We start from the raw sequence: 14,240 nt of genomic DNA, 5'->3' as shown, positions 1-14,240 counted from the left end.
ATCGGGCATCTTAGCTAACACAACTGGTCTTTGAACACAACTGAAGTCAGAGGATACCGAAGAAGGAAGTTTGCAAATTAATCTTAGAACTATTACTCTAAAAGGAATTAATGGATTTTCGTATTCACAGGAGGGACTTGCTTGAAATCAACCAAGTGGATTTGGGGAATGGTTGGCATTACAGGGACTTTAGCGACAATTGTTTTTATTATCGGTTTTCTCTATGCAGTCAATCAAATCTTATATCCGAAGCCCGGAAACAGCGAGTTGGCCGTATCTTCTCCACAGCCGAGTCAAGCACCGTTAGGGGAAGGAAAGGACAAGATCCAAATTGTAGCGTTAGGGGATTCGTTAACGGCAGGAACGGGAGACAACACAGGAAAAGGCTATGTCGACAGAGTTCGGGAGAAGCTCGAACAGCAAACCGGTAAAGCTGTGTTTGTTTTGAATAATCTCGCCATCCCCGGATACAAAAGTGATCAATTACTGAAAGATATAGAGCTCAAGAAGACGCAGGATGCGCTCTCGGATGCGGATGTTATTCTTCTTACGATTGGCGGCAACGATCTATTCGCGGGTGGCGAAGGGATTTTCTCCGAGGATCAACAGGAGTTTAATCCGGAAGCTGCGCAGCAGAGAATGGAACCGGCTCTAGGGCGTCTGGAAACGATCCTTGCTGATATCAGGAAGGCGAATTCGCATGCGGTTGTGCTGTACGTCGGTTTATATCATCCTTTTTAGATTTAGACTCTGACCGCAAGGGCTCGTTGATCGTGCAAGATTGGAATGATCGCGTGTTTACGTACACGAATCGATACTCCAATATGGTACTGGTGCCTACCTATGATTTATTTGAACAAAATTTACTCAAATACATTTCCTCGGCGGATCATTTCCATCCGAATGGAGACGGGTACGAGCGAATTGCCGATCGGATTGTACAAATTTTGAAGTAGGAGCAGTGATCCAAGATGACCGCTAATCCCAAAACGGTTTTGTCTGTCCATCAAGTCAAAAAGAGAATTAAAAATAAAGAAATCATTAAAGGGATATCCTTCGAAGTATACGCAGGAGAAATTTTCGGGTTCCTTGGACCCAACGGCTCCGGCAAGACGACGACGATCCGAATGCTGGTGGACTTGATACGTCCGACGGAAGGCTCAATCCGTATTTGCGGATTTGACGTACAGAAGGAGCATGACCAAGCGCTGCGCCATGTCGGCTGCATTGTGGAAAATCCCGAGCTCTACGCGTATCTTAGCGGTTGGGAGAACCTGGAGCATTTTGCAGGCATGCTGCCAGATGTCGATCAGAATCGGATTGCCGAAGTCGTGGAGATCGTAGGCATGGACCAGCGGATTCACGATAAGGTTCGGACTTATTCGTTGGGTATGCGTCAGCGTCTAGGTATTGCCCAGGCGCTATTAGGGCGTCCAAGCCTTCTCATCCTGGACGAGCCTACCAACGGACTCGATCCACAAGGGATCAAGGAGATGAGAGAGTTCATACAAAGATTAGCGAAGAACGGACTGAGCCTGTTTGTCTCCAGCCATCTGCTTAGCGAAATCCAGCAAATGTGCGATCGTGTGGCAATTATTAGTCATGGGGAAGTCATTCAAGTCGGAGCGGTCGATGAGCTTATAGCTCAAGGCGGGAAAGTCGCTTGGACCTTGAATCCAGGGAGCAAAGCGGAGCAATTGCTTGCGAAGAGCACATGGGTGCAGAGCATAGAGGAAGTAACTTTCCCCGTAGGCTATCACACCGAATCAACTGTGAGAACCATCACAACCTTGATGAATAAAGAGGATGTACCCCAGGTGAATCGTGAACTTTTGGAAGCAGGGATCAGTTTGTATGCCGTTGAAATAAAAAATCCTACGCTCGAAGATTTGTTCCTGAGCTTGACAGAGGGTGAAAGAATTGGGTAATATGACAGCCTTAGTTCGCAACGAATGCATCAAAATGATCAAAAAAAGCGATTTTATGTAATTCTTTTGATTCTGCTTGCTTTGATTCCGATGTTCACTTATGCTCAAATGCGCGTGGCGCAGCATACGCAAAAACAATTCGGCACTACGGATTGGAAAGCGGATCAGCGTCAAAAGATTACAGACTGGCAAAAACGCCTGAGCAGTGCGCGGACCCCTGATGAGTTCAAAAAACGCCTTGAGGTGCAAATTCAAATTGCGACTTATTATCTGGACAAGAACGTTGATCCAAGCTCTCCCAATGCGGTTACGTTCACCCGGGAGTTTCTCAAAAATGCCGTCGGATTATTCATTCCGCTTATCATCATGGTCATTTCGGCTGACGTCGTATCATCCGAGCATTCTACGGGGACTATTAAATTATTGTTGACAAGACCGGTCAGGCGTTGGAAAATCCTTATGAGCAAGTTAATCACAATTGTTTTCTTTACTTCGCTGACTGTATTGTCCACCGGAGTGCTCTGTTATCTCATTTCCGGGGTTGTTTTTGGATACAACGGTTGGACAATGCCGGTCTTCATCGGGATCCAATTAAACGGCGGTGATGCTGATTTCAGCACGGTTCGTGCCGTAGATCAATGGATATACATGCTAATGGAGCTTGGCTTGGTATGGTTCTCTTCCCTAGTTGTCGCACTGATGTCGCTTATGCTCTCCGTCTTGATCCGTTCCACGGCAGCCGGGATGGGCGTTATGCTGGCAGTGCTCATTTCGGGGACCATCCTATCCAACATGGTATCCTCCTGGGAGACAGCCAAATATTTATTCATGGTTAACCTGGAGTTAACCGATTATCTGAACGGCTCCTTGCCTCCCATCCAGGGCATGACCTTAACCTTTTCACTCTGTGTATTAAGTATATGGGCAGCAGCGTCTTTACTCGTTTCTTTTACGGCATTTACCCGTAAGGATGTACTGAATTAATCAAGAAGGAGGACTTCGATGACCGAGCAGCTAGATACATTTACCCATCAAGGCACCGCGTCAAACGAATACAGCGCAGAAGATATACAAGTACTGGAAGGCCTTGTTGCCGTACGGAAAAGACCCGGTATGTATATCGGAAGCACCAGCACGTCAGGCCTGCATCACTTGGTTTGGGAGATCGTGGACAACGCTGTGGACGAGCACCTGGCGAAATTTTGCTCCAAGATTACGGTAACCATTCATAAAGATCAATCGATTACCGTTCAAGATAACGGCCGGGGAATTCCAACAGGCATACATAAAACGGGGATCCCTACCCCTCAAGTCGTATTCACGATTTTGCATGCCGGCGGTAAGTTTGGCGGTGGGGGTTATAAAAAGTCCGGCGGACTTCACGGCGTAGGCGCATCTGTAACGAATGCGTTGTCGGAATGGCTGGAAGTGGAGATTTACAGAGAAGGTAAAATCCATAAGATGCGTTTCGAATATTGGGTCGATGATGCCGGTGTTGAACACGTTGGGGAACCGGTTACAGGACTTGAAGTAGTGGGCAACACCAATCGAACCGGCACCAAAGTCACGTTTAAACCGGATAAAAGGGTGTTCCAAGGCGGCACAACGATCAACTATGACACTTTGGCGGAACGCCTGCAGGAGATCGCATTCTTGAACTCTGGCCTGCAGGTTGTGTTGAAGGACGAACGCACGGATAAGACCGAAACCTTCCATTACGATGGCGGAGCCAAGCAATTCGTTCAATTTTTGAACGAGGAGAAATCGGTACTACACGATGTCATTCATTTTATGGCCGAGAAGGATGAAATCGAAGTGGAAGTCGCGCTCCAATACAACGATGGCTACACGGAAACGATTGCATCGTTCGTAAACTCGATTCCAACCCGCGGCGGCGGTACGCATGAGACAGGCTTTAAGACCGCTTATACGCGAGTGATGAATGAATATGCGCGCAAAGCGGGATTATTAAAAAGAAAAAGAGAAAAATCTCGACGGCACCGACCTTCGGGAAGGCATGATGGCTGTCATTAACATCAAGATGGGTGACGTTGAATTCGTCGGACAGACGAAAGACCAGCTGGGAAGCGCAATCGCCCGCAGCGTGGTTGATGCCATAGTCACCGACAAGATGGCAATCTTTCTGGAGGAAAATCCTCAAGTCGCGCAAATGATGCTGAAGAAAGCGGTCCAGGCGGCCAAAGCTAGGGAAGCGGCTCGTAAAGCCCGTGAAGAAATTCGAAGCGGGAAAAAAGGCAAGAGTGAAAGCTCCAACCTGAACGGTAAGCTGACTCCGGCCCAGTCCAAAGATTTGCAGCGCAACGAGCTGTTTATCGTGGAAGGTGACTCTGCGGGCGGTTCAGCCAAGCAGGGACGGGATTCCAAGCATCAGGCGATTTTGCCGCTCAAAGGTAAGCCGATGAACCCGGAGAAGGCCAAGATCCTTGACATCATGAAAAACGACGAGTACAAAGCGATTATATCTGCAATCGGCGCCGGGATCGGCTCGGAATTCGATTTGGATGAATCCAATTACGGCAAAATCATTATCATGACAGACGCTGATACTGACGGCGCTCATATCCAGGTTCTGCTGTTGACGTTCTTTTACCGATACATGAAGCCGTTGATCGATGCCGGAAAAGTGTATATTGCACAGCCTCCGTTGTACAAGGTATCGAAGAAGGCAGGCAAAAATTCCGCTCAAAAATACGCTTGGACAGACGAACAGCTGCAAGCGGTGATGAAGGAATTCGGTAAAAACGTGGAGCTTCAGCGGTACAAGGGACTTGGCGAGATGAACCCCGAGCAGCTTTGGGAAACAACGATGAATCCGGAATCACGGACTCTGCTGCAGGTGCAGATTGAGGATGCGGCCAAAGCGGAACGCCGGGTCACTACGTTGATGGGGGATAAAGTAGACCCCGCAAGCGCTGGATCATTGAGAATGTTGATTTTACGGAGTACGTAGAGTAGATCATATAGATTGGTGATGGTAGCTTGGATATTTTAGAACAATTTCTGCCTGCATATCTGGAAGAGGTCGTAGGCGACCGATTCGGAAGATATTCCAAATATATTATTCAAGACCGTGCGATTCCAGATGTACGCGACGGCTTAAAGCCTGTTCAAAGGCGTATCCTGTACGCGATGTACGATGCCGGCAATACGCCGGACAAGCCATATCGGAAATCGGCGAAGACCGTCGGCGATGTGATGGGTAACTATCACCCGCACGGGGATTCCTCGATTTACGAAGGCATGGTTAGAATGGCGCAGCCATGGAAAATGGGCCATACCTTGGTGGACGGCCATGGGAACTGGGGCTCGCTCGACGACGATCCGGCTGCAGCGATGCGGTATACGGAAGCGCGGCTTTCCGAAATTGCCATGGAGCTGCTGCGTGACATTGAGAAGCGCACGGTTCTTTTTAAAGATAATTTTGATAACACGACTAAAGAACCGGTAGTCCTTCCGGCTCGTTATCCGAATCTTTTGGTGAATGGGGTCAGCGGGATTTCTTCAGGCTTTGCTACGGAAATTCCAACGCATAACCTGCGAGAAGTGATTGATGCGGTCGTTGCGATGATCGACAAACCCGATATCACCATTGAAGAGCTGATGGGGATTGTCAAAGGGCCAGATTTCCCTACTGGCGGGATCATTATGGGTGAAGAAGGCATACGCGAAGCGTATCGTACGGGCAAAGGCCGTATTTATATTCGCTCCAAAACAGCGATTGAGGACATGCGCGGCGGGAAGCAGCAAATTATCATTACGGAAATTCCGTATCAGGTGGTCAAATCACGCCTTGTAACGGCAATGGAAAACATTCGGCTGGAGAAAAAGGTTGAAGGTATTGCCGAGGTTCGCGACGAGAGCGGGCGTAACGGTCTGAGGATCGTGATCGAGCTGAAGAAGGATGCGGACGCACAAGGAATTCTCGCCTATCTTTTCAAAAAAACCGATTTACAGGTCACCTATAACTTCAACATGGTAGCCATTGTGAATAAGGCCCCGCGCCAGTTGGGCATCAAAGAAATGCTGCATGCTTATATCGAGCATCAGAAGGAAGTTGTCACTCATCGTTCGAAATATGAGTTAGAGAAAGCGGAGGACCGCGCTCACGTCCTGGAAGGCCTCGTGAAGGCGCTGAATATCCTGGACGATGTGATCGCTACGATTAAGGCCTCTAAGAACCGTCAGGACGCCCAGAACAACCTGGTCGCGCAATATGGCTTTACTGAGCGCCAAGCAGACGCAATTCTAGTGCTGCAATTGTACCGATTGACGAATCTGGAGATTACTTCGCTGGAAAAAGAGCTGCACGATGTTCAAAAGACAATCGACTACTTACGCGGCATACTTGGCAGCTTGAAGAAGCTGATGGGCGTCATCAAAGCGGAAATCGGCGACATTCGTAAAAAATACGGAATCGACCGTCGTTCGAGCATTCAGGGCGAAGTCGAGGAGTTGAAGGTAAACCTTGAGGTGCTTGTCACGCCTGAGGATGTTCTGGTCACGCTTTCAAATGACGGTTACTTGAAGCGCACCTCGAAGCTGTCCTTCACCCGATCCGGAGGAGAGCTCGAGAGTACAGGACTCAAAGAAGGCGACTACGTTCGTTTCCTTCTGGATGTCAACACCATCGAAAGCCTCCTCATCTTCACGAAGAAGGGTCAGTATTATCTACTGCCTGTCCATCAGGTGCCGGAGTACAAATGGAAAGAAAATGGCACGGCCATCGTGAACGTCATTCCGATATCCAAGGAAGACCGGATCGTGAGCGTGATTCCTGTCAAGGACTTCGAAGAACCAGGCAAGTCCCTTGTATTCGTTACCCGTAAGGGGCAGGTCAAACGGACCGAGCTGAAGGAATACATGACCAACCGCTCTAGCGGTATTGTCGCTTGTAAGGTCGGCGATCAGGATGAGGTGCTGCAGGTTCATGTAAGTGACAACACGAAGGAAATATTACTTGTATCAAAGCAAGGTATGAGTATCCGCTTCCGCGAAGAGGAAGTGAACCCAATGGGCCGGGCGGCCGCAGGCGTTCGCGGCATCCAGCTCAAGGAGGACGATGAGGTCGTCTCGGCGGAATGGATCTATGGTGATGAGGGAGAAGTGCTTGTCATCTCCGATCTAGGCTATGCCAAGCGCTCGCTGGTCGTTGATTATCCGCTTCAAGGACGCGGAGGCAAAGGAATTCTTACCTTCGAATTCAAGGAAGGCAAGCGTGTCAGACCGAACGGCTCGGCTTTGATCGGCACCTTTATTGTGAAGATGGATTACATCGTGACAGCACTCCTTAGCAGCGGAGAAAAGGTTCGCTTTTCAACGGAAACAGCACCGCTTGAAGATCGCAAATCGTCCGGCAAACAGCTGGTTCCGGTAGCGAAAACGGATTCCATTATTGATCTATTTAAAGCTCCGCTCTAATAATCATCACACTTGGCAGGATGAGATTCAGTCATAGCTGACGGTGGGCGGATCCAGCTTCTCAATTAATTGAAACGCCATTTCTAACATGACCCACAGAGGCATCGGTTCATCCAATCGATCCAGCCACTGTGGGTCTTTGATGATTCCGGCTTCCAATGCTTTACGGCCAAGCTCCTGTTTCCAAGCTTCCACCTTGAATCACTCCTTTTTGGACAAAATCTATCAAACAGCAGCTAGGTAGAGGCTGCGCCTTGGCGGCATTCGCCTATTCTCGCTCCTGTCTGTAGTATATGTCGGAAGGAGACAATATGTGAATCTTCGCAGGATTCCTTCTGATTCTGTATGGTTCAGCTTCGTTCCTGACATTTCGACAGCTTGTCCTACAAAACATGGCGCACCTTGTCTGAAAATATTAATGCCATTAACCTTTAAACGGGATTCCTATCATGCTATACTGGTGATAGGAGTAATCTGGAAGCGAGTTGATGTAGAGTGTATACGGAGGAATTCGGAAAATTATGGGTTAAGCTGTCAAAAGAGCTGAAGACACAGATGGAAACCGGACTAGCGCCGACATTGACGGAAGGTCAACTGAATGTGTTGGAGCTGCTTACAACAAGCGATCGCATGAAGCCGTCCGACCTGATTGAACACTTGTCGACAACACCTGCCGCGGTAACCACTTTGTTAGACAGAATGGAGAAGAATGAATTGATCATGAGGGAGCGGGATGAGAAGGACCGCCGAATCGTATGGGTCAATGTGACGGATAAAGGAAAAGCGGAATGCGAGAGAGGAATGAGAATCCGTGAAAGCATGCTGGATTCATACCTGAATCGCGTTTCCGCTCATAATCAGAAGCTGCTTATTTATTTACTAGGTAAGGTCGCGAATTAATTCCGACCATAGGAACCAAGGATGCTGCTCTGGCGGGAGCGAGCGGAAGCGAAGCGTTTCTTTGAGCGTCGGATGCTCAAAGGCAAGCCCCGTCGACCAGAGCGCAAGCTGCTGGCCGGGCTTGTTCACGGCCGCGCCATAGCGCTGGTCGCCGTAGAGCGGACAGCCCGTCGCCGCGAGCTGGACGCGGATCTGGTGCGGCCGCCCGGTGTGCAGCTTGATGCGAATCAAGCTGAAGCCGTCTTGGCTGCCGAGCACCTGATAGTCCAGCACGGCCTCCTTGGCGTCCGGCTGGCCTTGCTTCACCACGCTGACGGTATTCGTCCGCGTGTCCTTGCGAAGCCAATGCCGCAGCGTAGCCTGCGGCTGCGGCGGCTTGCCGTGCACGACGGCGACATACGTCTTGTCGAGCTGCCTTGTTCTGACCGCGTCCGATAATCGGGACGCGGCTTTTGACGTTTTGGCGAATACCATCACGCCGCCAACGGGACGGTCTAGCCTGTGCACAAGCCCGAGGTACACGTTCCCGGGCTTGTGATGGCGGTGCTTCAGGTCCGCCTTCAGCACGCTGAGCAGATCAGGATCGCGCGAGTCGTCCTCCTGCGTCGGCATGTTGACGGGCTTTACCACGACGAGCACGTGGTTGTCTTCGAATAATACCGGAATCTGCGAGGCTTCCGAAACATCTTTCGGTCCGGCCATGCGTTTACGCCTCCCAGCGGCCCAGAATGCCGCATGGCAGCATGAGATCGGAGTGGGTGATCGGCAGACCGATTTCGCCGCTGGAGATCGTTCCGCCGTGCTTTTTCTTCATCGCCATGGTCAGAATGTTCTGCAGCACTGTGGCAGATATACCGGTCGTATACGAGTTGACGAGCATGAACAGCGGCTTGTCCGTCAAGATGGACATGCAGGTCTGAATGAACGGGAAGAGATCGTCCTCAAGATTCCAAGTCTCGCCGTTCGGGCCCCGTCCATAGGAAGGAGGGTCCATGATAATGGCGTCGTATTTGCTGCCGCGGCGCTGCTCACGCTGCACGAACTTGAATACATCGTCCGTGATAAAGCGCACAGGGCGGTTGCCCAAGCCGGATAGATGCAGGTTTTCCTTCGCCCACTGGACAACTCCCTTGGAGGCGTCCACATGACACACCTCAGCGCCGGCATAAGCACAAGCGAGAGAAGCTCCCCCCGTGTAAGCAAAGAGATTCAACACTTTGATCGGCCGGCCGGCACCCTGGATTTTTTCAATCATCCATTTCCAGTTCACAGCCTGCTCAGGGAACAGCCCCGTATGCTTGAAGCCAGTTGGCTTGATGTAGAAGGTAAGCTTCTCATCGTACGTAATCGTCCAGCGTTCGGGAAGCTCCGTGCGGTACTGCCACTGTCCGCCGCCGCTGCTGCTGCGGTGATAATGCGCGTCCGCTTGCAGCCAGGATTTGGTCTCATTTTCCAGAGGCCAGATGATTTGCGGGTCGGGTCTTCTCAGTACATAGGTGCCCCAACGCTCCAGCTTTTCGCCGCCGCCGGTGTCCAGAAGCTCATAATCGACCCAATTCTTTGCGTAAAACATGTGCGAATCCATCCTTCTACTTATAAACTTGTCAAACACCCATTGTACACCATTTATTGGCTTAAATCGATCTTTTCAATCAGTCCGGGTAGCTCATTTGTTCGGAAATTTTGCAGCTTCTCCTGAACCAGTTCCGATTTCAATCCCGCTTTTTCATCATCGAACGATTTAGCAGTGCGGGCTTCCACTTTCATGACATGATAGCCGTATTCCGATTCCACTGGATCGCTGATGACACCTATTTCAAGCTCCAAGGCCGCTTTCTTGAATGATTCCACCCAGCTGTTTACGTCGGCATCCTCATAGAGCCCGCCAGTATCTTTGGAGCCCGGATCATCGGAGTATTCCTTGGCCAGAGCTTCAAAGTCTCCGCCGCTATTGAGCTTCTGCTGCAATTCCTTGGCGCGCGCCAGTGCTTCATCCTTGCTGCGTATCACGGAACCGGATTGAGGATCCTTGAGTCCAATCAAAATATGACGAACGGAGACGTGTGTATAGGCGTCTTTATTCGCTTTGAGGGCGTCGTCGTATTTAGCCTGCACTTCACTGTCTGAAGTGTTGGAGATCATCATATTTTGCCCGCTGATATGGGTGGTGAGGAAGTTGACTAGATCGCTTTCTGTAATTTTCGCTTCAGCAAGCATCTCCTGGAAGGTTGGAACCTCATTGTGCCAATCATCAAGCTTCTTCTCTGCACTTGCCTTAGCAGTAGAAACATCCGCTTCACTGGCTCTACTTGCTAATATTTTAAGGCCTATTAATTGCTGAGCCATAAATTGTTGATACTTGGAATCGCTGGAAGAGCCAGCCGATTGCGGAGATAAGAAAGCTTGAATCGCCATGAATGTATCTAGCTCTCCTCGAGTCAGCTGCCCTCCGTTATAAGTGGCGACGATATGGTTCGGATTGGTGCCTACCCAAATCGTTTCATTCTCCTCGTCCCATTCCACTGGCTTGCCTAGCGCTTCACTGACAAAGCGGAGCGGAACATACGTAGAACCTTCATAAATAAATCCTTTTCCTTCAGCTGGTACTTTTTCTACGCCATCGAACATATATTTCAAATTTCGGAAGGCTACTTCAATTTGCGTGCCTGCCGCAAACGCAGCAGTTCCACTCAACAGGGAACCGATCGTCAATCCGACGATGAGTCCTTTAATTTTGTCGTTCATTGTCACAAATCCACCTTTCAACTCGAATTACATATACATTCACCAGGCGTTGCGGATATTCCTTTTTCTTGCTTCCGGATTAAAGGAATTCTTTACCTCTTTGTAGTATTTGTATGCTATGGAAGGAAGCTGAATCAGGAAGGGATGTTGTGAAGATGAGCGTGATACCTAGCTCAGAGGATTTATATTTGCTTCACGAAGGGTCCCTTCATCACAGCTATAAGCTATTGGGGGCACATGTAAGCAGTAAGCCGGGACAAGAAGGAGTCCGCTTTGCCGTATGGGCTCCGCACGCCAGCAAGGTGTGTATCCTGGGGGATTTTAACGGATGGAACTCAGGCGCGCATGTCATGGAAAGGCACAGTACACTTGGTGTATGGATGCTGTTTGTTCCGGAAGCGCGCGAGGGGGATCATTACAAGTACGAGATCCACAGCCATTCAGGCCGTCTTGTCATCAAAGCCGATCCCTATGCCTTCTATTCGGAGCTGCGTCCGGGAACGGCATCCCGGGTTTACCAACTCGAGGGCTATGATTGGCAGGATCAGCAGTGGCAGCTTGACAAACAGAAAGGATCCGTATACAGCAAGCCGTTATCAATCTACGAGGTTCACATGGGAACCTGGCGAAAGAAAGACCGACACAGCGAAGAATTATATACGTATCGACAGCTGGCGGACGAATTGATCGATTATGTGGTCGAAATGGGGTACACCCATATTGAACTGATGCCCCTGGCGGAGCATCCTTTTGACAGGTCGTGGGGCTATCAAGCGACAGGGTACTTCTCCGTTACTAGCAGACACGGAACACCGAAGGATTTCATGTATTTTGTGGATCAATGCCACCAACGAGGAATCGGCGTGATCATGGACTGGGTTCCCGGCCATTTCTGCAAAGACGACCATGGACTACGACTGTTTGACGGAACGCCTTTGTATGAATATGAGGATCCCTCCAAGGCTGAAAAATTGGAGTGGGGTACGCTAACGTTCGATTTCGGAAGACCGGAGGTTATCAGCTTTTTAATTTCCAACGCGGTTTTCTGGATGGACATGTACCATATTGACGGGATTCGGGTGGATGCTGTTGCGAGTATGCTGCACCTCAACTTCGGACGTTGGAACGAACCGCCGATCTATAACCAGTTTGGCGGAACGGAGAATCCGGAGGCTATTGCTTTCCTGCGGAAGCTCAATCAGGTTGTATTTGACTTGTATCCCAATGCGCTCATGATGGCGGAGGATTCCACCGATTGGCCGTTGGTAACCGCACCTGTGCACGATGGGGGGCTCGGTTTTAATTACAAATGGAATATGGGCTGGATGAACGATATGCTTCGCTATATGAAGCTGGATCCCATCCATCGCCGTTATCATCACAATCTCATTACATTTTCCTTTATGTACACTTTTTCCGAAAATTATATATTACCGCTATCTCATGATGAGGTCGTTCATGGCAAACGATCGCTTTTACATAAAATGCCGGGAGACTACTGGCAAAAATTTGCGAACCTTCGCGCTTTTTACGGCTATATGCTCGGTCACCCTGGTAAAAAGCTGCTCTTTATGGGAGGAGAATTTGCCCAGTTTGACGAATGGAAAGACATGGAAGAACTGGATTGGTTTCTGCTGGAGCACTACGAGAAACATACCAGTATGCATTTGTATGTCAAAGAGCTGAACCAGTTCTACAAGGATCAGCCGGCGCTATGGGAGCTGGACCATAGTCCGCAAGGCTTTGAGTGGATTAATCCGCACGATCAGAGCCAGAGCGTGGTCGCTTTCATTCGCAAAGGCAGTCATCCTGAGGACGATTTGATTCTGGTGTGTAATTTTACACCTGTCGTTCACCCGGATTACCGTATAGGTGTGCCGCGGCCAGGCGTGTACAAGGAGATATTTAATAGCGATGCTGAACGCTACGGGGGCTCCGGTCAATCCAATCCGGAACCGCTGGTAAGCGATGAAAAGTCTTGGCACGGTTTTTCTAACAGCTTAGCAATTCGTGTTCCGCCGTTGGCTGCTATCTATATCAAGTGCATGCAAGTCATCCAAATCGACAAAGCAGAAGGAATAGGGGGAAATCAACCATGCGCAGCAAAGAATGTGTTGCCATGCTCCTCGCAGGAGGAGAAGGACGAAGACTAGGCGTATTGACCAACAACTTGGCCAAGCCGGCCGTTCATTTTGGAGGGAAATACCGGATCATTGATTTCACCTTAAGCAACTGTACGAACTCCGGCATTGATACGGTAGGCGTGCTTACCCAATATCAACCGTTAGTTCTGAATTCCTATATCGGGATCGGCAGTTCGTGGGATTTGGACCGCAAATATGGCGGAGTTACCGTACTGCCACCTTTCATGGAGCAGAAGGGCGGAGACTGGTATAAAGGAACTGCGAATGCGATTTACCGCAATATCGGCTTTATTGAGCAGTACGATCCCGAGTATGTGCTGGTTATCTCCGGTGATCATATTTACAAGATGGACTATGACTTGATGCTCAGGTATCACAAGCAAAAGAATGCTGACGCGACAATCGCGGTCATTGAAGTGAAGTGGGAAGAAACAAGCCGCTTCGGGATCATGAGCGTAGACGGCGAACAGGTCATCACCGAATTTGCTGAAAAGCCGAAGGAGGCCAAAAGTAACTTGGCGTCCATGGGCATTTATATTTTCAACTGGAAGGTGCTCAAGGAATGCTTGATCCGTGATGAGCAGAATCCGGATTCCAGTAAAGACTTTGGTAAAGATATTATTCCTATGATGCTGAATGAGCAAAAGAGAATGTTTGCTTACCCGTTCCAGGCTATTGGAAGGACGTCGGTACCATCGACAGCCTATGGGAAGCGAATATGGATTTGCTCGATGATCATAACGATTTGAACTTGAACGATAAGGATTGGCGTGTGTATTCCTTAAGTCCGTATCAACCAGCGCAATATGTGGCTCCTACAGCCAGCGTGCGCAGGTCGCTCGTCAATGAGGGCTGTGCTGTCTTCGGCGAGGTGGACCACTCCGTTCTGTTCTACGGCGTACAGGTAGGCGAAGGAAGTACAATTAAAGATTCCGTCATTATGCCAAATGCAAGAATCGGCAACAATGTGACGATCCATAAAGCCATTATCGGCGAGAATACGGTCGTGGAAGACGGAGCGGTTATTGATGGCAGCGGTGAGATCGTGTTGATCGGCGGGAACGAACGGGTTACAGCATAAGCC

The 14,240-nt window shown here is 49.5% G+C and carries 10 protein-coding genes and 3 pseudogenes; 9 read left to right on the top strand and 4 right to left on the bottom strand.

What is annotated here, in order from left to right:
* Positions 1-141: 141 nt before the first annotated feature.
* The 6 genes and pseudogenes from L0M14_RS14140 (at position 142) to gyrA (ending at position 7,367) form a co-directional block, all read left to right on the top strand.
* Positions 142-741, top strand: coding sequence for a GDSL-type esterase/lipase family protein (locus L0M14_RS14140; RefSeq protein WP_235122660.1), 600 nt, complete (start codon positions 142-144; stop codon positions 739-741).
* Between the two features lie 32 nt (positions 742-773).
* Entirely contained in the window at positions 774-956 is a 183-nt protein-coding gene (locus L0M14_RS14135) for an SGNH/GDSL hydrolase family protein (protein ID WP_235122659.1), read from the top strand.
* Between the two features lie 15 nt (positions 957-971).
* Positions 972-1,928 carry an ABC transporter ATP-binding protein gene (locus tag L0M14_RS14130; protein WP_235122658.1) on the top strand — a complete coding sequence of 319 codons (957 nt, stop codon included), beginning with the start codon at positions 972-974 and terminating at the stop codon, positions 1,926-1,928.
* Positions 1,921-2,912 (top strand): annotated as a pseudogene (locus tag L0M14_RS14125) (ABC transporter permease subunit). Before L0M14_RS14130 ends, L0M14_RS14125 begins: the two are co-directional and overlap by 8 nt.
* Before the next feature lie 18 nt (positions 2,913-2,930).
* Positions 2,931-4,904: pseudogene (gene parE, locus L0M14_RS14120) on the top strand (DNA topoisomerase IV subunit B).
* A gap of 24 nt (positions 4,905-4,928) precedes the next feature.
* Positions 4,929-7,367 carry a DNA gyrase subunit A gene (gene gyrA / locus L0M14_RS14115; protein ID WP_235122657.1) on the top strand — a complete coding sequence of 813 codons (2,439 nt, stop codon included), beginning with the start codon at positions 4,929-4,931 and terminating at the stop codon, positions 7,365-7,367.
* A 27-nt stretch (positions 7,368-7,394) separates the two neighbouring features.
* Here the strand turns inward: gyrA and L0M14_RS14110 are convergent, their stop codons facing one another.
* Complete coding sequence (locus L0M14_RS14110) at positions 7,395-7,562, bottom strand: hypothetical protein (protein ID WP_235122656.1); 168 nt, start codon at positions 7,560-7,562, stop codon at positions 7,395-7,397.
* Positions 7,563-7,862: 300 nt separating this feature from the next.
* Here L0M14_RS14110 and L0M14_RS14105 point away from each other — a divergent pair, with 300 nt between their 5' ends.
* On the top strand, positions 7,863-8,267 hold the full coding sequence (locus L0M14_RS14105; protein WP_235122655.1) for a MarR family winged helix-turn-helix transcriptional regulator: 405 nt from the start codon (positions 7,863-7,865) through the stop codon (positions 8,265-8,267).
* Here the strand turns inward: L0M14_RS14105 and L0M14_RS14100 are convergent.
* Genes L0M14_RS14100 through L0M14_RS14090 form a run of 3 tightly spaced genes read right to left on the bottom strand, consistent with a single transcriptional unit; the run spans position 8,247 to position 11,012 of the window.
* Positions 8,247-8,969 carry an RluA family pseudouridine synthase gene (locus L0M14_RS14100; RefSeq protein ID WP_235122654.1) on the bottom strand — a complete coding sequence of 241 codons (723 nt, stop codon included), beginning with the start codon at positions 8,967-8,969 and terminating at the stop codon, positions 8,247-8,249. The genes L0M14_RS14105 and L0M14_RS14100 overlap by 21 nt on opposite strands.
* Positions 8,970-8,973: 4 nt before the next feature.
* Positions 8,974-9,840 carry a class I SAM-dependent methyltransferase gene (locus L0M14_RS14095; protein WP_235122653.1) on the bottom strand — a complete coding sequence of 289 codons (867 nt, stop codon included), beginning with the start codon at positions 9,838-9,840 and terminating at the stop codon, positions 8,974-8,976.
* Positions 9,841-9,893: 53 nt separating this feature from the next.
* Positions 9,894-11,012: a peptidylprolyl isomerase gene (locus L0M14_RS14090; RefSeq protein WP_235122652.1), complete on the bottom strand. Its 1,119-nt coding sequence runs from the start codon at positions 11,010-11,012 to the stop codon at positions 9,894-9,896.
* Between the two features lie 155 nt (positions 11,013-11,167).
* Here L0M14_RS14090 and glgB point away from each other — a divergent pair, with 155 nt between their 5' ends.
* A complete protein-coding gene (gene glgB / locus L0M14_RS14085; protein ID WP_235122651.1) occupies positions 11,168-13,165 on the top strand; it encodes a 1,4-alpha-glucan branching protein GlgB in 1,998 nt (665 codons plus the stop codon).
* Positions 13,108-14,237: pseudogene (locus tag L0M14_RS14080) on the top strand (glucose-1-phosphate adenylyltransferase). The gene glgB and the pseudogene L0M14_RS14080 overlap by 58 nt, the downstream one beginning before the upstream one ends.
* The last annotated feature ends 3 nt before the right edge of the window (positions 14,238-14,240 follow it).

This window comes from Paenibacillus hexagrammi, assembly GCF_021513275.1.
Lineage (GTDB): Bacteria > Bacillota > Bacilli > Paenibacillales > NBRC-103111 > Paenibacillus_E > Paenibacillus_E hexagrammi.
This window is presented reverse-complemented; position numbering and strand designations above follow the sequence as displayed.